Annotated in this window: 19 protein-coding genes; 9 read left to right on the top strand and 10 right to left on the bottom strand. The window is 62.0% G+C overall.

The annotated features are described in order from the left end of the window. Positions 1–55 precede the first annotated feature (55 nt). The 3 genes from gcvT to LT40_RS03150 all read left to right on the top strand — a co-directional run bounded on the left by gcvT (position 56) and on the right by LT40_RS03150 (position 2,402). Positions 56–1,180 (top strand): glycine cleavage system aminomethyltransferase GcvT, encoded by a 1,125-nt coding sequence (gene gcvT / locus LT40_RS03160; protein ID WP_043186385.1) that lies wholly within the window; start codon positions 56–58, stop codon positions 1,178–1,180. A gap of 436 nt (positions 1,181–1,616) precedes the next feature. Further along, positions 1,617–1,829 carry a cold-shock protein gene (locus LT40_RS03155; RefSeq protein ID WP_043186383.1) on the top strand — a complete coding sequence of 71 codons (213 nt, stop codon included), beginning with the start codon at positions 1,617–1,619 and terminating at the stop codon, positions 1,827–1,829. Between the two features lie 93 nt (positions 1,830–1,922). Further along, positions 1,923–2,402 carry an RDD family protein gene (locus LT40_RS03150; RefSeq protein WP_052393221.1) on the top strand — a complete coding sequence of 160 codons (480 nt, stop codon included), beginning with the start codon at positions 1,923–1,925 and terminating at the stop codon, positions 2,400–2,402. Between the two features lie 43 nt (positions 2,403–2,445). Here LT40_RS03150 and lptG read toward each other — a convergent pair whose 3' ends face one another. Together lptG and lptF are read right to left on the bottom strand one after the other, a co-directional pair. Continuing rightward, positions 2,446–3,507 carry an LPS export ABC transporter permease LptG gene (gene lptG / locus LT40_RS03145; protein ID WP_043186381.1) on the bottom strand — a complete coding sequence of 354 codons (1,062 nt, stop codon included), beginning with the start codon at positions 3,505–3,507 and terminating at the stop codon, positions 2,446–2,448. Then, a complete protein-coding gene (lptF, locus tag LT40_RS03140) occupies positions 3,500–4,618 on the bottom strand; it encodes an LPS export ABC transporter permease LptF (protein ID WP_043186379.1) in 1,119 nt (372 codons plus the stop codon). The genes lptG and lptF overlap by 8 nt, the downstream gene beginning before the upstream one ends. Before the next feature lie 262 nt (positions 4,619–4,880). Here lptF and LT40_RS03135 point away from each other — a divergent pair, with 262 nt between their 5' ends. The 5 genes from LT40_RS03135 (at position 4,881) to rlmF (ending at position 11,414) form a co-directional block, all read left to right on the top strand. Next, on the top strand, positions 4,881–6,371 hold the full coding sequence (locus LT40_RS03135; protein ID WP_043186375.1) for a leucyl aminopeptidase: 1,491 nt from the start codon (positions 4,881–4,883) through the stop codon (positions 6,369–6,371). Positions 6,372–6,494: 123 nt separating this feature from the next. Further along, on the top strand, positions 6,495–6,923 hold the full coding sequence (locus LT40_RS03130) for a DNA polymerase III subunit chi (protein ID WP_043186373.1): 429 nt from the start codon (positions 6,495–6,497) through the stop codon (positions 6,921–6,923). A 7-nt stretch (positions 6,924–6,930) separates the two neighbouring features. Further along, the gene (locus LT40_RS03125) at positions 6,931–7,305 is read left to right on the top strand and encodes a hypothetical protein (protein ID WP_043186371.1); all 375 of its coding nucleotides are present in this window, start codon (positions 6,931–6,933) and stop codon (positions 7,303–7,305) included. Between the two features lie 222 nt (positions 7,306–7,527). Further along, entirely contained in the window at positions 7,528–10,374 is a 2,847-nt protein-coding gene (locus LT40_RS03120) for a valine--tRNA ligase (RefSeq protein ID WP_043186368.1), read from the top strand. 86 nt (positions 10,375–10,460) lie between these two features. Continuing rightward, positions 10,461–11,414, top strand: coding sequence for a 23S rRNA (adenine(1618)-N(6))-methyltransferase RlmF (gene rlmF / locus LT40_RS03115; protein ID WP_043186366.1), 954 nt, complete (start codon positions 10,461–10,463; stop codon positions 11,412–11,414). A gap of 161 nt (positions 11,415–11,575) precedes the next feature. Here rlmF and LT40_RS03110 read toward each other — a convergent pair whose 3' ends face one another. Next, entirely contained in the window at positions 11,576–11,857 is a 282-nt protein-coding gene (locus tag LT40_RS03110; protein WP_043186365.1) for an HU family DNA-binding protein, read from the bottom strand. A gap of 408 nt (positions 11,858–12,265) precedes the next feature. Here LT40_RS03110 and yejK point away from each other — a divergent pair, with 408 nt between their 5' ends. After that, positions 12,266–13,273 (top strand): nucleoid-associated protein YejK, encoded by a 1,008-nt coding sequence (gene yejK / locus LT40_RS03105; protein ID WP_043186363.1) that lies wholly within the window; start codon positions 12,266–12,268, stop codon positions 13,271–13,273. Positions 13,274–13,411: 138 nt separating this feature from the next. Here yejK and LT40_RS03100 read toward each other — a convergent pair whose 3' ends face one another. The 7 genes from LT40_RS03100 to LT40_RS03070 form a co-directional block, all read right to left on the bottom strand. Then, positions 13,412–14,347, bottom strand: coding sequence for a glutathione S-transferase family protein (locus LT40_RS03100; RefSeq protein ID WP_043186360.1), 936 nt, complete (start codon positions 14,345–14,347; stop codon positions 13,412–13,414). A 134-nt stretch (positions 14,348–14,481) separates the two neighbouring features. Further along, positions 14,482–14,757, bottom strand: a complete 276-nt coding sequence (locus LT40_RS03095) for a GIY-YIG nuclease family protein (protein WP_043186358.1) — start codon at positions 14,755–14,757, stop codon at positions 14,482–14,484. 30 nt (positions 14,758–14,787) lie between these two features. Then, the gene (locus LT40_RS03090) at positions 14,788–16,011 is read right to left on the bottom strand and encodes an MFS transporter (RefSeq protein WP_043186356.1); all 1,224 of its coding nucleotides are present in this window, start codon (positions 16,009–16,011) and stop codon (positions 14,788–14,790) included. 398 nt (positions 16,012–16,409) lie between these two features. Then, positions 16,410–17,174 carry an amino acid ABC transporter ATP-binding protein gene (locus tag LT40_RS03085; RefSeq protein ID WP_043186354.1) on the bottom strand — a complete coding sequence of 255 codons (765 nt, stop codon included), beginning with the start codon at positions 17,172–17,174 and terminating at the stop codon, positions 16,410–16,412. A gap of 10 nt (positions 17,175–17,184) precedes the next feature. Next, positions 17,185–18,282: an amino acid ABC transporter permease gene (locus LT40_RS03080; protein WP_043186351.1), complete on the bottom strand. Its 1,098-nt coding sequence runs from the start codon at positions 18,280–18,282 to the stop codon at positions 17,185–17,187. A 10-nt stretch (positions 18,283–18,292) separates the two neighbouring features. Further along, positions 18,293–19,474 (bottom strand): amino acid ABC transporter permease, encoded by a 1,182-nt coding sequence (locus LT40_RS03075; protein ID WP_043186349.1) that lies wholly within the window; start codon positions 19,472–19,474, stop codon positions 18,293–18,295. A gap of 64 nt (positions 19,475–19,538) precedes the next feature. Next, positions 19,539–20,567, bottom strand: a complete 1,029-nt coding sequence (locus LT40_RS03070; protein WP_043186347.1) for an amino acid ABC transporter substrate-binding protein — start codon at positions 20,565–20,567, stop codon at positions 19,539–19,541. Positions 20,568–21,022 lie beyond the last annotated feature (455 nt).

The raw sequence follows: 21,022 nt of genomic DNA, 5'->3' as shown, positions 1-21,022 counted from the left end.
TGACGGCGGCGCGCGGCCTTGATTGCCGCGCGCCCTGTTACGCAAGGAACCGCAAATGTCTGACACCCTTCTGCAAAAAACACCGTTGCACGCACTTCATCTGGAACTGGGTGCGCGCATGGTGCCCTTCGCCGGCTACGACATGCCGGTGCAATACCCGCTGGGCGTGATGAAGGAGCACCGCCACACGCGTGCCCAGGCCGGGCTGTTCGACGTGTCGCACATGGGCCAGATTCGCCTGACCGGCGCAGAGGCTGCCAAGGCGCTGGAGACACTGGTACCGGTGGACATCATCGACCTGCCGGTGGGCATGCAGCGCTACGCCATGTTCACCAATGAGCAGGGTGGCATTCTCGACGACCTGATGGTGGCCAATCTGGGCCATGACACTTTGATGTTGGTGGTCAACGCCGCATGCAAGGATCAGGATCTGGCTCACCTGCAAAAGCATCTGAGTGGCCACTGCCAGATCGAACCCCTGTTCGATTCAAGGGCGCTGCTCGCGCTGCAAGGCCCGGCGGCGGTCACGGTGCTGGCGCGCCTGGCGCCTGAAGTAGCCGACATGACGTTCATGCAATTCGCCACCGTGAAGCTGCTGGGCGTGGAATGCTACGTCAGTCGCTCCGGCTATACCGGCGAAGACGGTTTCGAGATTTCCGTACCGAACGCCGATGCACAAGCGCTTGCGCGTGCCTTGTTGGCCGAGCCCGAAGTCGAACCAATCGGTCTGGGTGCGCGTGATTCGCTGCGACTCGAAGCAGGCCTGTGCCTGTATGGCCATGACATGGGCAGCGATACATCGCCCGTTGAGGCCAGTTTGCTCTGGGCTATCTCCAAGTCACGCCGCGCCGACGGTGCGCGTGCTGGCGGCTTCCCGGGCGCCGAGGTCATCTTTGCCCAGCAACGCGAAGGCGTTGCGCACAAGCGCGTCGGTCTGCTGCCCCAAGAGCGCACCCCCGTGCGTGAAGGCGCGCAGATCATCGATGCCCAAGGGGTGGAAGTCGGTCGCGTATGCAGTGGCGGTTTCGGCCCTACATTGGACGCACCGGTTGCCATGGGCTATGTAGACGCCAATGCTGCCGCTCTGGATAGCCCATTGCATGCCATCGTGCGCGGCAAACCCGTGCTCATGAAAGTTGCCAAGATGCCGTTCGTAGCGCAACGCTATTACCGCGGGTGAACGAGGCGGATGACATCGGCCCATGCTGACAAAACGCCAACGTGGGTTGATGACATCTCTGGTAGATAAAAACTATGACGTGCTAATAAAGCGTCATAGTTCCAACACTCTTCCGCGCTCTATTTCCGCTGCCTGAATGCACCGGCGCCAAGTGTAAGCCTCTTGTGCACGATACTGGAGCAAAGCCCCGGATACGGGCCGAAAAGCGGCAAGAAAAGGTTGAAAAGCGGCCCTTGTCAGGGCTTGTTTTTCTCGCTGAAGTTAGCGTAAAGTTTGTCCACTGTGTTTGCATGGGTCGCTTGGATCGTGACCTGGGCAGTAGCGCTGATCATTGCTACAACCCGTTCGACGTCTCTTAACTTTCCTGCAAATCAGCCCAGTACTCTTTCATGTGAAAGACGCTGTTATTACTTCTAGGTTTCAAGGAAATTAAGCTATGTCGACTCGTCAAAGCGGTACCGTCAAGTGGTTCAACGACGAAAAAGGTTTCGGTTTCATTACGCCTGAAAGCGGTCCAGACCTGTTCGTTCACTTCCGTGCCATTCAAGGCAACGGCTTCAAGAGCCTGAAGGAAGGCCAGAAGGTCACCTTCGTGTCCGTGCAGGGCCAGAAAGGCCTGCAGGCTGACGAGGTTCAAGCCGAGGCTTGATTCGAGCGTCGCCCAAAAGCCCCAGCGCTGATAGCCTGGGGCTTTTTTGTGGTCGCTCGACCCGTGTCGAGCGTTTCCGCCCAAGGACCTTCGATGGCGCTTGATGCCCTGAACAACCTGCTGCAACCAGTGCCGGCGAGCCTGGCGCGTCGCCTGGCTGCGGCCGCCTACGACCTGATTCTGTTGGTGGCCCTGCTGATGGTCGCCACCGCGCTGTATAAGCTGAGCCAGCTGATTTGGTACGGGGAAGCGCGCCTGCGAGCCCTGTCCGAAGCGGGTGCCCTGGATCAGGATCCTTGGCTTTCACTGCTGCTGGCGTGTCTATCGTTCACCTTTTTTGCCCACTTCTGGACCCGTGCCGGACAGACCCTGGGCATGCAAGCCTGGAGCATCCGCGTGCAGAACGTCGACGGTTCCGAGGTCAGCCTGGGCCAGGCGCTGCTGCGGTTCATGCTGGCAATACTGTCCTGGCTGTGCCTGGGGATGGGTTGGTGGTGGATGCTGTTCGACCGGCGCAAGCGCACCTGGCACGATCTGGGATCGCGCAGCCAGGTGGTGCGGACTGGCCAATAAAAAACCGGCCACTGAGGGCCGGTTTCTGCCTTGCCTGCGGTCGCTAACCAGCGCGTCGCAACAGCCACAGCCCGGCTATCGCGCAGACGGCTGCGGGCAGTACCACTGCCAGCAGTGGCGGAAAGCCGAACACCAGGCTCGATGGCCCGAGCAGGTCCTGGGCGATGCGGAACACGAAGCCCACCAGCACGCCGGTGAACACCCGCTGCCCCAAGGTCACCGAGCGCAGCGGGCCGAAGATGAAGGAGATAGCCATCAACACCAGGGCTGCCGTGACCAGCGGCTGCAAGACCTTCACCCAGAACGCCAGCCAGTACTGACCGTTATTGAGGCCCTGGTCGGCCAGGTAGTGGATGTAACCCCACAGCCCGGAGATGGACAACGCTTCAGGTGCCACGATGACCGTGCTGAGCAACTGCGGGGTCAGGGACACATCCCAGCGCTCTTCGGCGGCCTTGACCACTTCGCTGCGATCGGCGTGAAACAGCGTGGTGGTGACCTCGCTCAACTGCCAATGATCGTTGTCGTATTGCGCCTTGCGGGCAAAGCTGGCGCTGAGCATGTGACGCTGGTCATCGAAGCGGTAGCGCGTGACTCCATAAAGCAGACCGTGGGGTTGCACGGTGTTGATGTGGATGAACTCGTCACCCTGACGGTGCCACATGCCGTGCTTGCCGCTCTGCGCATCGCCACTGCCCAAAGCCAGCGAACGCTCGGCCTGAGCCTTGTTTTCGGCGGGTGGGGCAACGTATTCACCCACCAGCACGCCGACCACCATCAACACCAGCATCGGTTTCATCACGGCCCAGACGATGCGCCCCACCGACACGCCGGCAGCGCGCATGATGGTCAGCTCGCTGCTGCTGGCCAGGCTGCCGAGGCCGATCAGACAGCCGATCAGGGCCGCCATCGGCAACATGTCGTAGACCCGCCGAGGGGCGGTCAAGGCTACGTACTTGCCGGCATCGAGCAGGGTATAGCTGTCGCTGATATCGCCCATTTCGTCGATGAAGGCAAACAGCGAGGCCAGGCCGAGGATGATCCCCAGTACCGCGAGGATGGCCACTGCAACGCTCTTGCCGATGTAGCGATCGAGCTTAACCATGGGTCACCCCCTTGGCACGGCGGCTGGCACGGGCCAGCTTCATGGGCTCCCAGTACATCAGCAGCAGGCCGATGGCCAGGAACAGCACGTGCACCCACCACATGCCGAGCGCCGCAGGCAGGCGGCCTTTTTCCATGGCGCTGCGCGCGGCGATGAGCAGGGTCAGGTAAGCCATGTACAGGAGGATCGCCGGCAGCAGTTTGAGGAAGCGGCCCTGGCGCGGATTGACCCGCGACAGCGGCACCGCCATCAGGGTCACGATGAATACCAGTATCGGCAGTGACAATCGCCACTGCAGCTCGGCGCGCGGTCGCGGGTCGTTGCTGCCCCACAGCTCGCCAGTGGGAATGGCTTCGCGATCGGTGATGTCGCTACTCACGTCCGGTTTGGGCAGGAGCACGCCGTAGGTATCGTATTGAATGGCGCGGTAGTTCGCTTCGCCCGGATTGCCGTCGTAGCGGAAACCGTTTTCCAGAATAAGGTAGCGGTTGCCATCGGCGCGCACTTCCTGACGGCCCTTTTCGGCCACCAATACGGAAATGCCACGATCCTTGGCCTTGTCCTGGGACATGCGCTTCTCTGAAATGAACACACCGCTTAGGTCGACGCGGTTTTCCGAAAGGCTTTGCGTGTAGGTGACCCGCGTGCCGTCACGCAGCGCCTGGAAGCGACCCGGCACCAGGGTGTCGAATTCGGTCATGGCATCCTGCTGGTTGATGATGGTGGCAACCTGGGCAACGCCTTGCGGGGCGAGGCTCAGGCTCAGCCACGCCACCAACAGGGCGACCAGCGTCGCCGGCGCCATGGTGATCGCCAACAGGCGCTGCTGGCTCATGCCGGTGGCGGAAAGCACGGTCATCTCGCTTTCCAGGTACAGGCGCCCGTACGCCAGCAGGATGCCCAGGAACAGGCCCAGTGGCAGGATCAGTTGCAGAAAGCCGGGCAGGCGAAAGCCCATGATCATGAACAGCACGCCAGGGTCGAGGATCCCGGACGCCGCCTGAGCCAGGTACTTGATGAAGCGCCCGCTCATGATGATCACCAGGAGCACCGCACTCACGGCGCTCATTGTGATCATGACCTCACGGGACAGATAACGGAAAACGATCAAACCAGACACTCCAGGGTCGTCGCACGCAGGCAGCCCGACAGGGGAACGTAGCAGCCAGGACAGGGGCCGGCCCGCGAGAACGGGCCAGGTAAAAAGTCGCCGCATTATCCTGTGAAAGGCTGTGCCTGTCACTTAACAGCGGCATTGGATGGACAATTACCACCATGCAAAGGTTGCGAGCGGGCTGGAGCTGGGGTCAAACTGGACGCTTTCGCGCGAACCGTCTTGCGCATGCATCGACCTAGAATCAGGGGTTCTGGATATGGAATTGGTTGTAAAGAGCGTTGCTGCCGAATCAGTTAAAACCGCGACCCTGGTCATCGCCATTGGCGAAGAGCGCGCCCTGGGCGCCATTGCCAGCAAGATCGACGGTCTGAGCGGCGGCTTGATCAGCGCTGCGCTCAAGCGTGGCGACATCGTCGGGCGTGCCGGCCAGACCCTGTTGCTGCCGGGCGTGCCCGCGCTCAAGGCCGAGCGTCTGCTGCTGGTGGGCAGCGGCAAGGACGAAGAGCTGGCTGACCGCCCATGGCGCAAACTGGCCAGCGCTGCCTATGGCGTGCTGAAGAACCTGGGCGGCAGCGATGCCGTATTCGCTTTCGACGAGCTGACCGTCAAGGGTCGTGACGCCTACGGCCGAACCCGCCTGCTGGCAGAGACCCTGCTCGATGGCGAGTACGTGTTCGACCGCTTCAAGAGCAAGAAAGCCGATCCGCGTGCCCTGCAGAAAATCACCCTACTGACCGGGAAATCCAGCCAGGCCGACGTCGAGCGCGCCGTGACCCATGCCAAGGCCATCGCCAGCGGCATGAGCTTCACCAAGGACCTGGGCAATCTGCCGCCCAACCTGTGCCACCCCAGCTTCCTGGCCGAAGCCGCCAAGAGCCTGAGCAAGGCGCACAAGAACCTCAAGGTCGAGATCCACGACGAGAAGAAGCTCAAGGAACTGGGCATGGGCGCGTTCCTGGCCGTCGCTCAGGGCAGCGCACAGCCGCCACGCCTGATCGTGCTCAACTATCAGGGCGCGAAGAAATCCGAGCAGCCGTACGTGCTGGTCGGCAAGGGCATCACCTTCGACACCGGCGGCATCAGCATCAAGCCGGCCGCCGGCATGGACGAGATGAAGTACGACATGTGTGGCGCAGCCAGTGTGTTCGGTACGCTGCGCGCCGTGCTGGAGCTGGAATTGCCGATCAACCTGGTGTGCCTGATGGCCTGCGCCGAGAACATGCCCAGTGACCGCGCGACTCGCCCTGGCGACATTGTCGAGACCATGAGCGGGCAGACCGTGGAGATCCTCAACACCGACGCCGAAGGCCGTCTGGTGCTGTGCGATGCCCTGACCTACGCCGAGCGTTTCAACCCGCGCGCGGTGATCGACATCGCCACCCTGACCGGTGCCTGCGTCGTTGCCCTGGGTGGCCATACCACCGGCCTGATGAGCAACAACGAAGCCCTGGTCGGCCAGTTGCTGGAAGCAGGCAAGCAGGCGGACGACCGCTGCTGGCAGCTGCCGCTGTTCGAAGAGTACCAAGAGCAACTGGACAGCCCGTTCGCCGACATCGCCAACATCGGTGGGCCGAAGGGCGGCGCCATCACTGCCGGCTGCTTCCTGTCCCGCTTCACCAAAGCCTATGAGTGGGCGCATCTGGACATCGCCGGTACGGCGTGGGTCAGCGGCGGCAAGGACAAGGGCGCCACCGGTCGTCCGGTGCCTCTGCTCACCCAGTACCTGCTGGATCGCGCCGGGGTGTAATGCCTCAAGTCCGCGTCGGTCTTTTCGCGGGCAGAGCCCCGCTCCCACACAAGCATGCTTCCTGTGGGAGCGGGGCTCTGCCCGCGAAAAGGGCGACGCGGTCTCAAGCACCAGGAATACACCATGCCCCAAGTCGACTTCTACATACTTCCCACTCCCCTGCCCGCCGCACGCCTGGACTTCGCCTGCAAATTGGGCGAAAAAGCGTGGCGCCTGGGCCATCGGGTGTACGTTCACTGCACCGACGCTGCCCAGCGCGCCGAGCTGGACGCGCGCCTGTGGAGTTTCAAGGGTGAAAGCTTCGTCCCCCACAGCCTTGCGGAGGAAGAGCCGCATGCGCCGGTCACGCTGGGCATCGCTGCGCAGGCCGAAGGCCACGACGATCTACTGATCAACTTGGCTTTAAGCGTGCCAAGCTTCGCCGGACAGTTCGCCCGTATCGCTGAAATAGTGGTAGAAGACCCCGCTATTCGTCAGGCCGCCCGGGAGAGTTTTCGCTTCTACCGTGAACAAGGCTATCCTTTGCAAGACCACCGCTTATCGCGACTTTGAGCCCACGATGGACAACAACAGCAAGCCTTTGCCCAAATCCGTACACCTGCTGGACGACCTCGAGTCGATCCGCAAGCTGCTCGGCGACGACACCCTGCAGCCACCGCTGCTGACCGACGCCGTGGTGCGCAGCGAACCCGACGTGCCGTTGCTGTTCGAACTGCACGACGAACCCGGAGCCGCCGCCGAAGCGCCAGCGGCGGCCGTTGCGCCAACCCCCGCGCAGAATCGCCAGGACACTCTGCTGCACCTGGACGCCGAGCTGCGCGCCGCCGCACAGTTGATCATGCAAGATGTGATCGACGACTTCGCTCCCCACATCGAAACCGAAATCAAGCGCCGCCTTGAAGCGCGCATGGAACGGCTGCTGAATCAGGCCTGACCCCTTCCATATCCCAACATGCAGTTTGCGTGGGAGCGGTCATCGGCCGCGAAGCAGACGCCGCGCAGTGTCAGGCAGACCGCAGCGCGTCTTTCGCGGCCACGGACCGCTCTCACAGGGTTCGCCCGCAGGGTTTGCCGATCGGCGCCTCCCATAGCCGCCACATCCCCGCTATACTTCCCGGCTTTCTTTGAATAAATGCCTTATAGGGTCCCGCCGCGCATGGATAAGACCTACCAGCCGCACGCTATCGAAACTTCCTGGTACCAGACCTGGGAGGCCGAGAACTATTTCGCCCCGCAAGGTGCCGGCGACTCCTACACCATCATGATTCCGCCGCCGAACGTTACCGGCAGCCTGCACATGGGCCACGGCTTCAACAACGCGATCATGGACGCCCTGATCCGTTTCCGCCGCATGCAGGGTCGCAACACCCTGTGGCAGCCGGGTACCGACCACGCCGGTATCGCCACGCAGATGCTGGTCGAGCGCCAGATCGAAGCTCAGGGCCTGAATCGCCATGACCTGGGCCGGGAAAAATTCCTGGAAAAGATCTGGGAATGGAAAGACCAGTCCGGTGGCAACATCAGCCGCCAGATCCGTCGCCTGGGTTCGTCGGTCGACTGGAGCCGTGAGCGTTTCACCATGGATGACGGCCTGTCCGAAGCGGTCAAGGAAGCCTTCGTGCGCCTGCACGAAGACGGCCTGATCTACCGCGGCAAGCGCCTGGTCAACTGGGACACCAAGCTGCACACGGCCATCTCCGACCTGGAAGTGGAAAACCACGACGAAAAGGGTTTCCTCTGGAACCTCAAGTACCCGCTGGCAGACGGCGCGAAAACCGCCGAAGGCAACGACTTCCTGATCGTCGCCACCACGCGTCCGGAAACCATGCTCGGCGACGCCGCCGTCGCGGTGAACCCGAACGACGAGCGCTACCAGGCACTGATCGGCAAGTTCGTCGAACTGCCCTTGGTGGGCCGTCGCATTCCGATCATCGCCGATGACTACTGCGACCCCGAGTTCGGCACCGGCTGCGTGAAGATCACCCCGGCCCATGATTTCAACGACTACGAAGTCGGCAAGCGTCATAACCTGCCGTTGCTCAACATCTTCGACAAGAATGCCAGCGTCCTGGCCAGCGCTCAGGTGTTCAACCTCGACGGCACGCTGAACGACAGCGTGGACGGCACCTTGCCTGGCGAATACGCCGGCCTGGACCGCTTCGAAGCGCGCAAACAGATCGTCGCCGCGTTCGACGCCGCCGGCCTGCTGGTCAGCGTCGATGACCACGCGTTGAAAGTGCCGAAGGGCGATCGCTCCGGCACCGTCATCGAGCCCTGGTTGACCGACCAGTGGTACGTGTCCACCAAGCCACTGGCCGAGCCGGCCATTGCCGCCGTGGAAGACGGCCGCATCGCCTTCGTGCCCAAGCAGTACGAAAACATGTACTTCTCCTGGATGCGCGATATCCAGGACTGGTGCATCAGCCGCCAGCTCTGGTGGGGCCACCGCATTCCGGCCTGGTACGACGAGTCCGGCAAGGTCTACGTCGGCCGCAGCGAAGAAGAAGTGCGCAGCAAGCACGGCCTGGGCGCCGATGTGGTGCTCAACCAGGACAACGACGTGCTGGACACCTGGTTCAGTTCGGGCCTGTGGACCTTCTCCACCCTGGGCTGGCCGGAACAGACCGAGTTCCTGAAGAAATTCCACAGCACCGACGTGCTGGTCACCGGCTTCGACATCATCTTCTTCTGGGTCGCCCGGATGATCATGCTGACCATGCACCTGGTCAAGGACGAGAACGGTACGCCGCAGGTACCGTTCAAGACGGTCTACGTGCATGGCCTGGTGCGTGATGGCCAGGGCCAGAAGATGTCCAAGTCCAAGGGCAACGTGCTGGACCCGCTGGACATCATCGACGGGATCGAACTCGAAGCCCTGGTCGAAAAACGCACCAGCGGCATGATGCAGCCCAAGCTTGCGAAGAAGATCGAGAAGCAGACCCGCGACGAGTTCGAAGGCGGCATCGCCAGCTACGGCACCGACGCCCTGCGCTTCACCTTCTGCTCGCTGGCGTCCACCGGCCGCGACATCAAGTTCGACATGGGCCGCGTCGAGGGCTATCGCAATTTCTGCAACAAGATCTGGAACGCCGCTCGCTATGTGCTCGACAAGGGCGAGGACTGCGGCCAGAACGGCGAGGCCTATGAGCTTTCGCTGGCTGATCGCTGGATCATCTCGCAACTGCAGCGCACCGAAGCCGAGGTGACCCGTCACCTGGACCAGTTCCGTTTCGACCTGGCCGCCCAGGCGCTCTACGAGTTCATCTGGAACCAGTATTGCGACTGGTACCTGGAGCTGTCCAAGCCGGTGCTGTGGGACGAGAACGCTCCGGTGGAGCGCCAGCGCGGTACCCGTCGCACCCTGGTGCGCGTGCTGGAAGTGGCGTTGCGCCTGGCGCATCCGTTCATGCCGTTCATCACCGAAGAAATCTGGCAGCGCCTGGCGCCGCTCGCCGGTGTGCAGGGCAAGACGATCATGCTGCAGCCTTGGCCGGTGGCCAACGAAAGCCGCATCGATACCGCAGCCGAAGACGACATCGAATGGCTCAAGGGCCTGATGCTGGGCGTGCGCAACATTCGTGGCGAGATGAACATCGGTCCGGGCAAGCCGCTGGCGTTGTTCCTCAAGAACACCGGCAGCCAGGATCAGCGTCGTCTGCAGGAAAACGATGCCTTGCTCAAGAAGCTCGCCAAGCTGGAGTCCATCACCGTGCTGGACGATGGCCAGGAAGCGCCGCTGAGCGCTACTGCGCTGGTCGGTGAAATGGAAGTGCTGGTGCCGATGGCCGGGCTGATCGACAAGGACGCCGAACTGGCTCGCCTTGACAAGGAAATCCAGCGCTTGCACGGTGAAGTTGCACGGGTGGGCGGCAAGCTGTCCAACGCCGCCTTCGTCGACAAGGCACCACCTGCCGTCATCGACAAAGAGCGCGCCAAACTGACCGAAGCCGAGCAGGCGCTGGCCAAGCTGGCCGAACAGCACGCGCGGATCGCCAGTCTGTAATCCGTCTGCGGGCCTCTTTGCGGATAGATCCTGTGGGAGCGGGCTCTGCCCGCGAAGAGGCCCGCGCCCCCACCGGTATCCTCTCCATGTCCACCCCGCAAAAACCCACCCTGCACCCGCGCAATCGCCACCAGGGTCGCTACGACTTCCCGCAACTGATCAAGAGCCATCCGGACCTTGCCCGGTTCGTCATCCTCAACCCGTATGGCAAGCAGAGCATCGACTTCGCCGACCCTGCGGCGGTGAAGGTCTTCAACCGGGCCCTGCTCAGGAGCCTCTACGGTATCCAGCACTGGGACATCCCGGACGGTTACCTGTGCCCGCCCATCCCCGGACGGGCCGACTATCTGCACTGCCTGGCGGATCTGCTGGCCGAAGACAACGGTGGCGAGATTCCCCGAGGCGCCGGGGTCAAGGCGCTGGATGTCGGTGTGGGCGCCAACTGCATCTACCCCTTGCTGGGCCATAGCGACTATCGCTGGCAGTTCGTTGGCTCCGACATAGATGCCGTTGCACTGGCCTCGGCCAACACCATCGTGCAGGCCAACAAGCTGGGCAAGGCCATCACCCTGCGTCAGCAGTCTCAACCTCGGCAGATTCTGCTGGGCTTGCTGGGCGTCGAGGAGCGCTTTGCCGTGACCCTGTGCAACCCGCCCTTCCATGCTTCGCTGCAGGAGGCAACGCGCGGCAGCCAGCGCAAATGGCGCGCCCTGGGCAAGGCCGACCCCAAGCGCAAGTTGCCGGTGCTCAACTTCGGTGGCCAGAACAACGAGTTGTGGTGTGAAGGTGGCGAGATACGCTTCGTGACCCAGTTGATCAACGAAAGTGTGGCCGTTGGCAAGCAGGTGCTGTGGTTCTCGACGCTGGTGTCCAAGGCCTCCAACCTACCGGCCATTCAGGCAGCGCTGAGCAAGGTCGCCGCGGCGCAGGTACGGGTGGTGGAAATGGGCCAAGGCCAGAAGCAAAGCCGCTTCGTCGCCTGGACCTTCCAGTCAGAGCAAGCCCGCACTACCTGGTTCACCCCAACACACACCTCGTAGGAGCGGTCATCGGCCGCGAAACAGGCGCTGCGGTGTGTCAGACATACCGAATCGCGCCATTCGCGGCCACGGACCGCTCCTACGGGGAGCACCGAGCTTTCTCAGGCACAAAAAAACCGCGCCCGGGTTGACCCGCGGCACGGTTCGTCGAGCCGTTACAATTACTTGTTGACGGAATCGGTCAGCACTTTGGCTGGGACGAACTTGACGACTTTCTTGGCAGCGATTTCGATGGCAGCGCCGGTCGAAGGGTTACGGCCGGTACGGGCAGGACGCTCGGTGATCTTCAGCTTGCCGATACCAGGCAGGGTGATCTCGCTGCCATTTTCCAATTGATCGGCAACGATCTGGCCCAGCTGCTCGATAGCGTTGCGCGCGGTGGTTTTCGGCGCGTCGATAGCTTCAGCGATATCGGCGATCAGTTGGTCTTTGGTTAATGCCATGGTGGTGTACCTTCCCTATCAAATTCAATTGGATTGCAAAGTGCAGCGTAAGTCGGAGCCGGGCGCGCGACGTCCGCCGGGGCTCGCGTTTCGATCATGCCAATCGCCATTGTAGATACCCAGAATGGCGTTTGGTTCGACTCGAAAGCCGCTCTCTGCGGGGCTTCACGGCCTTGTGGGCCGCAAGACCGGGCAAAACTAGCACAGAGCCAGACAAATATCCGCCACTAGCGGGCCTTTTATTCAGCTTTATCATGGGTTTGGCCGAAAAGTAGACGATTTCGTCGTTTCAGAGCACGCGCCAGTCACCGGCAATCCGTAAAACCCCTATCTACGTTACACTTCGCCCCTTTGCCGCGCGGCTTGCCATGTCCGCCGTGCCCGTCAGCCAGACAAGCCGAGAACCCCATGCCGATCCGTCATTGCATCGTCCATTTGATCGACAAGAAACCCGACGGCACGCCTGCCGTGCTTCACGCGCGCGACAGCGAGCTGGCCGAATCCAGCGCCATCGAGCACCTGCTTGCCGACCTCAACGACAGCTACAACGCCAAGCAGGGCAAGGCTTGGGGTTTCTTCCACGCCGAGTCGGGCGCGCACCCGTTCAGCGGCTGGCTCAAGGACTATCTGGACGAAGGCCGCGACTTCACCCAGTTCAGCCGCACGGCTGTCGAGCACCTGCAGAAGCTGATGGAAGAATCCAACCTGTCCACTGGTGGGCACGTGCTGTTCGCCCATTACCAGCAGGGTATGACCGATTACCTGGCCATTGCCCTGCTGCATCACAGTGAAGGCGTGGCCGTGACCTCCGAGCTCGACGTTACTCCTTCGCGGCACCTGGACCTTGGGCAGTTGCATCTGGCGGCACGCATCAACCTGTCGGAGTGGCAGAACAACAAGCAGTCCAAGCAGTACATCTCGTTCATCAAGGGCAAGAACGGCAAGAAAGTCTCAGAGTACTTCCGTGATTTCATCGGCTGCCAGGAAGGCGTCGACGGTCCGGGGGAAACGCGGACACTGCTCAAGGCGTTCAGCGACTTCGTCGAGAGCGAGGATCTGCCAGAAGAATCGGCGCGGGAAAAAACCCAGACCCTGGTGGAGTACGCCACCAGCCAGACCAAGATGGGCGAGCCGGTCACGCTGAAGGAGTTGTCGGGCTTGATCGATGAAGAGCGCCCGCAGGCGTTCTACGACCATATTCGCAACAAGGATTACGGTTTGTCGCCGGAGATTCCGGCGGACAAGCGCACCCTCAACCAGTTTCGTCGTTTCACCGGGCGCGCCGAGGGGCTGTCGATCAGCTTCGAGGCGCATCTGCTGGGCTCGAAGATCGAATACGACGAGGAAGCCGGAACGTTGATCATCAAGGGTCTGCCGTCGCAACTGACCGACCAGCTCAAGCGCCGCAAGGATTGACCCACCTCGGTGTATCAGGAATATCGCGCCGCGCCTTTCGCGGCCACGGACCGCTCCCACGGGGTCCGTATCTATCCTGTGGGAGCGGTCATCGGCCGCGAAGCAGGCGCTGCGATGTATCGGGCAGACCCAGCCGCGCTACTGCTTGGCGAGGGCGAAGCCCACCCGCGGGAAGTGCACATGCACCACGCCGGCGCGTTCGTCTTCGCGCTTAATGATCAATTCCTCGGCCCCGGCAAACAGCAATTCACCTTGGACCGGGTCAACCCCATAGTCCACAGCAGCAATGCTGACCTGATCACCCGCCTTGAACCCATTGAGGTCCTCGAACGTCTCGTCGGGCAAAGGTGCCGGGGTGGCCGCTTTGGCGATCGCCAAGGCTTCGTCGGCCGTCAGGTCGCTGTAGGTGCCGTGACCGAAACCCAGCACGCGCCCCAGCCAGGCATGGATCGCGGGATAGACATCCACCAGCGGGGCGGTGACCGGCGTGCCCTTGAGAAACCACAACAGGTGAGCCATGGAGAAATCGGCCAGGGTAGGTTCGCCAAACAGGTAGTCGCCCTCTGCGTCCTGCAGCTGGTGTTCCAGGCGCGCCATGAACGTTGGCCACTGATGCTTGGCCTGCTCGACCGACAGACGCGTGGCCGTGCCGCCCTGGAACAGCGCCATGCGGTCGGCGATGAAGGCCTTGGCGGCGTCTTCCGGCAGCCGCGACAGTCGGGCACTGATGGACTCGGGCTGAAATACCAGGCTGACGGCATGCTGGAACAGCACCGAATCGGCCCAGGCGGCGAAAGTGGCCACGGTGAGTTCCTGGCCAGGGGGCAGCAACGCTGGCAAGGCTTTCTCCTGTTCCAGACGGCGAGCGATCAGGGCCGTGTCGCAATAGACATCGGCGCCCACCTGCAGCACCGGTGTCTTGCGGTAGCCTCCGGTCAGCGCCGTCAGGTCGGGCTTGGGCATGATCGGCGAGATCAGCACCGAGCGCCACGCGAGCCCTTTGAAGCCGAGCATCAAACGGGCCTTTTCGGCGAACGGCGAGGTCGGATAGTGATGCAGGATCAACTCGGACATATCGGCTCCAGCAGGATGGGAAAGATCACAGCTTACTCGCCCGCGCGCAGACCACATACCCCCGTAGCAGCGTCGGCGATGTGTGCAGTGTGCCTGGATGAACGCAGTGCAGCCGGACGCGGCTCGCGCCGCTGCTACAGGGGGGTGAATGAGGCTACGAGGTGTTCCTTGGCGGGCTTGCGCAGGCGTTTGATCAGCCGCTCGTGGCGCAAGGCTTCGCTTTTGCTGGGCCAGGTTTCGTAGTACACCAGTGCCACTGCCGGGCTGGACAGGAAAAACCGCGCGCCCTTTCCGCTCTGGTGCTTGGCGAAGCGTCGCTGCGGGTCGTCACTGATGCCGCAGTAGAGCGAGCCATTCGCCGCGCGCACCAGGTAGACATACCAAGGCTTGGCTGGCGTGATAGCGGTCATCGATTCAGCAGCGCCTGTGTGCAAGCAATATCACTCCACCTTCGTCGCTATTGCCTGCACATGCAGCGTGCGCCCGGCCCCCATGCCGGCGGCCGTGGCAGCGATGCCAATGACCGCGAACACCCAACCTACCGCGTCCCACCCACCCGTCATGTCGTGCACCAGACCGACCGCGAAAGGCCCCATCGACGCGATGGTGTAGCCCACGCCCTGGGCCATGCTCGACAGATTCGCCGCCACATGGGCATCGCGCGAGCGCAGCACGATCAAGGTCAGGGCCAGCGCGAACACGCCTCCCTGCCCCAGTCCCAGCACGATCGCCCAGCCCCACATCCCGCTCAGCGGTGCGTAAAGCAGGCCAAACAAACCCGCCAGGCTCAGCGCCATTACCGCGAGAATCGGCACGCGCTGATCACGGCCGCGGGTGGCCAGCCATGGCACGGTCAACGCGCTGGGCAACTGCACGATGATCGAGAACGACATGACCAGCCCCGCTTCGGCGGCGGACAAGCCGCGCCCGATCAGGATCGACGGCAGCCAGCCAAAGACGATGTAGGCCAGTGATGACTGCAAACCCATGAACAGCGTCACCTGCCAAGCCAGCGGGTCACGGAACAGCCCGCTCACGCGATAGCGAGCGCGCTGGACACCGTGCTTTTGCCGTGTCTGGGGCAACCAGAACACCGCAGCCAGCAACGCAGGTACCATCCAGAAGGCCAGACCGATGCGCCAGCTGTCATCGAAATACTGGCTCAGCGGAACGCTGGAACCGGCCGCCAGTGCCGCGCCCAGGCATAACGCCATGGTGTAGACGCCGGTCATCGTACCGGCCTGACGGGCGAAGTCACGCTTGACGATGCCAGGCAGCAGCACACCGATGATCCCGATGCTGCCGCCGGCTACCAGGCTGCCGATGAACAGGCCCCACACGCCCAGTTGGCTGCGCAGGGCGATACCGGCTGCCAGCACGAGCAACACGCCGAGGACCACGCGCTCGCTGTCGAAACGTCGAGCCAGCAGGGGCGCCAGGGGCGCGAACAGGCCCAGGCACAGGACCGGAAGCGTGGTCAGCAGGCCGGCTGTGGATCCGCTCAGGCCAAGGCTGGCCGAGACCTGCGCGAGCAACGGCGCCATGCTCGACAAGGCCGGGCGCAGGTTGAGCGCCACCAGCACCAGGCCAAGGATCAGCAACCAGGGTTTATGCAGCGGCGTGACGATGTCGCGGCTCGAGGGGGAACAGTTGGCAGTAGGCATAAAGGTCCAGAAACGAAAGTGCGGACCATTGCCAGGACGCGAATGCCTGGTGGTCTCTTGGGTACGGCTTTGAATCAGGAAGGGTAGAGCCTATTGCCAGCAATGGCAAATGCACAGCCGCTAGAAACGCAGTGCGCTTTTCGCGGGCAGAGCCCGCTCCCAGAGGTATCCGGGCAACCCGTAGGAGCGGTCATCGGCCGCGAAGCAGGCGCTGTGGTGTGTCAGGTGAGCAGAGCCCGCTCCCACAACAGGCCCCCAACAGGTTCAAAGCAGGCCCGCAGGCAGCGGATATCCTGTGGGAGCGGGCTCTGCCCGCGAAGCAGGCGCCACGGAGGCGCAGACCACTAACGAAAAAACCCGGGCACAGGCCCGGGTCTTTCGTTTGTTGCAGACGGCGATCAGTGCAGAATCTGACTCAAGAACATCCGCGTCCGGTCACTCTGCGGGTTGTCGAAGAAGTCGTTTGGCGCGGCCTGTTCGACGATCTCACCCTTGTCCATGAAGATCACCCGGTTCGCCACGGTGCGGGCGAAGCCCATTTCGTGGGTCACGCAGAGCATGGTCATGCCGTCTTCGGCCAGACCGATCATGGTGTCGAGCACTTCCTTGACCATTTCCGGGTCGAGCGCCGACGTCGGTTCGTCGAACAGCATGATCTTGGGCTTCATGCACAGCGCCCGCGCAATGGCCACACGCTGCTGCTGACCACCGGACAACTGACCCGGAAACTTGTGCGCCTGCTCTGGAATGCGCACGCGCTCCAGGTAATGCATGGCGATTTCCTCGGCCTGGCGCTTGGGCATCTTGCGCACCCACATCGGCGCCAGCGTGCAGTTCTGCAGGATGGTCAGGTGCGGGAACAGGTTGAAGTGCTGGAACACCATCCCTACTTCGCGGCGCACCGTTTCGATCTGCTTGAGATCGTTGGTCAGCTCCACACCGTCGACGATGATGGTGCCTTTCTGATGCTCTTCCAGCCGATTCAGGCAACGAATGGTAGTCGACTTGCCCGAACCCGAAGGCCCGCACAAAACGATACGCTCGCCCTGGGCCACGTTCAGGTTGATGTCCTTGAGCACGTGGAACTGGCCGTACCACTTGTTCACGCCTTGCATCTGGATGATGCCCGGAGCGCCCGCCGGTTTCTTGATGGCTTCACTCATGATTAAGCTCCTAACGCTTGTGGCCAGTGTCCAGCTTGCGCTCCAGGTGCATGGAGTAGCGGGACATACCGAAACAGAAGATCCAGAACACCAGGGCCGCGAACACGTAGCCCTCGGTCGCCATGCCCAGCCATGCCGGGTCGGCTGCCGCCTGCTTGACGCTGTTGAGCAGGTCGAACAGGCCGATGATGATCACCAGGCTGGTGTCCTTGAACAATGCAATGAACGTGTTGACGATGCCCGGAATGACCATCTTCAGGGCCTGCGGCAGGATCACCAGGCCCATGCTGCGCCAGTAGCCCAGCGCCATGGCCGAAGCCGCCTCGTACTGCCCCTTGGGAATCGCCTGCATGCCACCACGCACCACTTCGGCCACGTAGGCCGACTGGAACAGGATCACGCCGATCAACGCACGCAGCAGCTTGTCGAAGTTCATGCCTTCAGGCAGGAACAACGGCAGCATCACCGACGACATGAACAGCACGGTGATCAACGGCACGCCGCGCCAGAACTCGATGAAGGTCACGCAGACCACCTTCACCGCCGGCATTTTCGAGCGACGGCCCAGCGCCAGCAGGATCCCCAGCGGCAAGGCCCCGGCGATGCCCACGGTGGCGATCACCAGGGTCAGCATCAGACCGCCCCACTGGCTGGTGGCGACGGTCGGCATGCCGAACGCTCCGCCATGCAGCAGGAAGTAGGCGATGACCGGGTACAGCACCAGGAAACCGATGCCGTAGACCGCCTTGCGCTTGAACCGCGACATGAACAACGGCGCCACACCCAGGACCGCCAGCCACACGGTCAGGTCGACGCGCCAGCGCAGTTCGGGCGGGTAGTAGCCGTACATGAACTGGCCAAAACGCTGCTGGATGAACACCCAGCAGGCGCCTTCCTTGGTGCAGTCGGCACGGGTGGTGCCAACCCAGTTCGCATCGAAGATCGACCAGCTCAGCAGCGGCGGCACGATCAGCCAGATCAGGTACAGCGACAGCAGGGTCAGCAGGGTGTTGAGCCAACTGGAGAACAGATTCCGGCGCATCCACGCGACCGGGCCGAACACTTTGCTCGGTGGTGGCTGGTCGGGTTTGAAAATATGGGTCGTCATGCGCTCATCCTCACCGTTCGATCAGCGCAATGCGCTTGTTGTACCAGTTCATCAGCAGGGAAATGCTGATACTGATCGCCAGGTACACGCTCATGGTGATGGCAATGACTTCGATCGCCTGCCCCGTCTGGTTGAGCACGGTACCGGCGAACAGCGAAACCATTTCCGGATAACCGATACCGGCCGCCAGCGACGAGTTCTTCGCCAGGTTCAGGTATTGGCTGGTCAGTGGTGGAATGATCACGCGCAGGGCCTGCGGAATGATCACCTTGCGCAGGGTCGGACCGTTACGCAGACCCAGCGAGTGGGCCGCTTCGGTCTGGCCGTGGCTGACCGACTTGATGCCCGAACGCACGATCTCGGCGATGAACGCTGCGGTGTACACGGTCAGGGCCAGGGTCAGCGCAAGCAGTTCGGGGATCAATACCCAGCCACCGACGAAGTTGAAGCCCTTGAGCTCGGGCTTTTCCCAGTGCACCGGTGTACCGAAGACCAGTGCACACAGCGTTGGCACCACGATGATGATCGCCAGGCCCACCCAGAACTTGTGAAACGGCTCGCCCGTGGCCTCGAAGCGCTTGGTGGCCCATTTGGACATCATCACGATGCCGACGATGGCCACGATCACGCTGAGCACGAACGGCCAGAAGCCGGGTGCAGTCAGGGCGGCCGGCATGTTCACGCCGCGGCTGCTGACGTAGAAGCTGTCCATGAAGCCATGCGCCGCGCGCGGCCCCGGCAGTGTCAGGAACACCGCGAAGTACCAGAACAGGATCTGCAGCAGTGGCGGGATGTTGCGGAACACCTCGATATAGACGGTCGCCAGCTTGTTGATCATGAAGTTGGGCGACAAGCGAGCCACCCCGATCACGAAGCCCAGGATGGTTGCCAGGATGATGCCGATGATCGACACCAGCAAGGTGTTGAGCAAGCCGATCAGGAACACGCGCGCGTAGCTGTCCGATTCGGTGTAGTCGATCAGGTGTTGGGCAATGCCGAAGCCGGCACTGCGTTCAAGGAAGTCGAAGCCGGAAGTGATGCCCCGGTGTTGCAGGTTGGTCTGTGTATTATTGAACAGAAACCAGCCCATACCGACCACCGCCACAATGGTGATGATCTGGAAAAGCCACGCACGCACACGTGGATCGGTCAGGGATAACCCCTGCTTGGGTGCGCCGATTTGATTTTGCATGGAAAGCCCCAGGAGAGAGGAAAAACAGCGCCCGACGGCAACGTGCCGTCAGGCGCAGGGCCGATCAGCGTACCGGTGGTGCGTACTGGATACCGCCAGCGTTCCAGAGAGCGTTCTGGCCACGGTCGATCTTCAGCGGGGTGTTCGCGCCCAGGTTGCGCTCGAACATTTCGCCGTAGTTGCCGACTTGCTTGACGATCTGTACGACCCAGTCCTTCGGCAGTTTCAGGTCCTTGCCGTATTCACCGTCGGCGCCCAGCAGGCGAGCCACGTCGGGGTTCTTGGTCGACTTGGCTTCGGCTTCGACGTTTTTCGAGGTCACGCCAGCTTCTTCGGCGTTGAGTTGAGCGAACAGGGTCCACTTGACGATCGCCAGCCAATCTTCGTCGCCACGGCGTACCACTGGGCCCAGGGGCTCCTTGGAGATGGTTTCCGGCAGAACGACGTAGTCGTTCGGTGCGGCCAGCTTGCTGCGCTGGGCGAACAGCTGCGACTTGTCGGAGGTCAGCACGTCGCAACGACCGCCTTCCAGGGACTTGGCGCTCTCGTCGGAGGTGTCGAAGGTGATCGGGGTGTACTTCAGGCCATTGCCGCGGAAGTAGTCGGACACGTTCAGTTCGGTGGTGGTACCGGCCTGGATGCAGATGGTTGCACCGTCCAGTTCCTTGGCGCTTTTCACGCCCAGTTTGTTGTTCACCAGGAAGCCGATACCGTCATAGTAGGTCACGCCGGCGAAGACCATGCCCATGCCCGCATCGCGGGAGCTGGTCCAGGTGGTGTTACGCGACAGGATGTCGATTTCACCGGATTGCAGCGCGGTGAAGCGTTCCTTGGCGTTCAACTGGCTGAACTTGACCTTGGTGGCGTCGCCGAACACGGCGGCAGCGACGGCGCGGCAAACGTCGGCGTCGATACCGACGATCTTGCCCGAAGCATCAGGAACGGAGAAACCAGGCAGGCCGTCGGAGACGCCGCACTGTACGAAACCTTTCTTCTGGATGGCGTCCAGAGTGGCACCCGCCTGAGCGAAGCTGCTCACGCCCAGGACGGTCGCAGCGGTCAGTACAGCCAGGGTGGATTTCAACATCTTCATTCAAAACCTCCAGTTGCTCTTGTTGTGTCCGAGCTTGAATTGCGCTGCACCTAAATGAGGCGGTATCGACCCGTGTTGGCTAGTTGTTGGGTCAAGCATCAATCGCAATACAAGTGATGAACCCGACTGGCCAGATGGCGCGACCGGGATATGCAACGCTTGTCCCCGCTCCCCGCAAGGTTCGACGCAGTGGCCTGCGGCGTCTTTCGCGATCATCGGCAGGCTTTCTGCACCCTCACTGACTGCTCTGCGTCAGTGCATGAAGGCTCTATAGTGTTACCGCCGATGAGGATGCTGGTATTACGCCAGTTACATAGCAAGCCTCGTACCATAGTGAACGTCGAAAGCGTTTAAGTGCGCGTCAATAGAAAAACTTGTAGCCTTGCGACATCTTGTTCATAGATCGCACCATCGCGTCCCGCTTCACTGCACTCAAACAGAGCGGGCGCCCCACA

Source organism: Pseudomonas rhizosphaerae, from assembly GCF_000761155.1.
Lineage (GTDB): Bacteria > Pseudomonadota > Gammaproteobacteria > Pseudomonadales > Pseudomonadaceae > Aquipseudomonas > Aquipseudomonas rhizosphaerae.
This window is presented reverse-complemented; position numbering and strand designations above follow the sequence as displayed.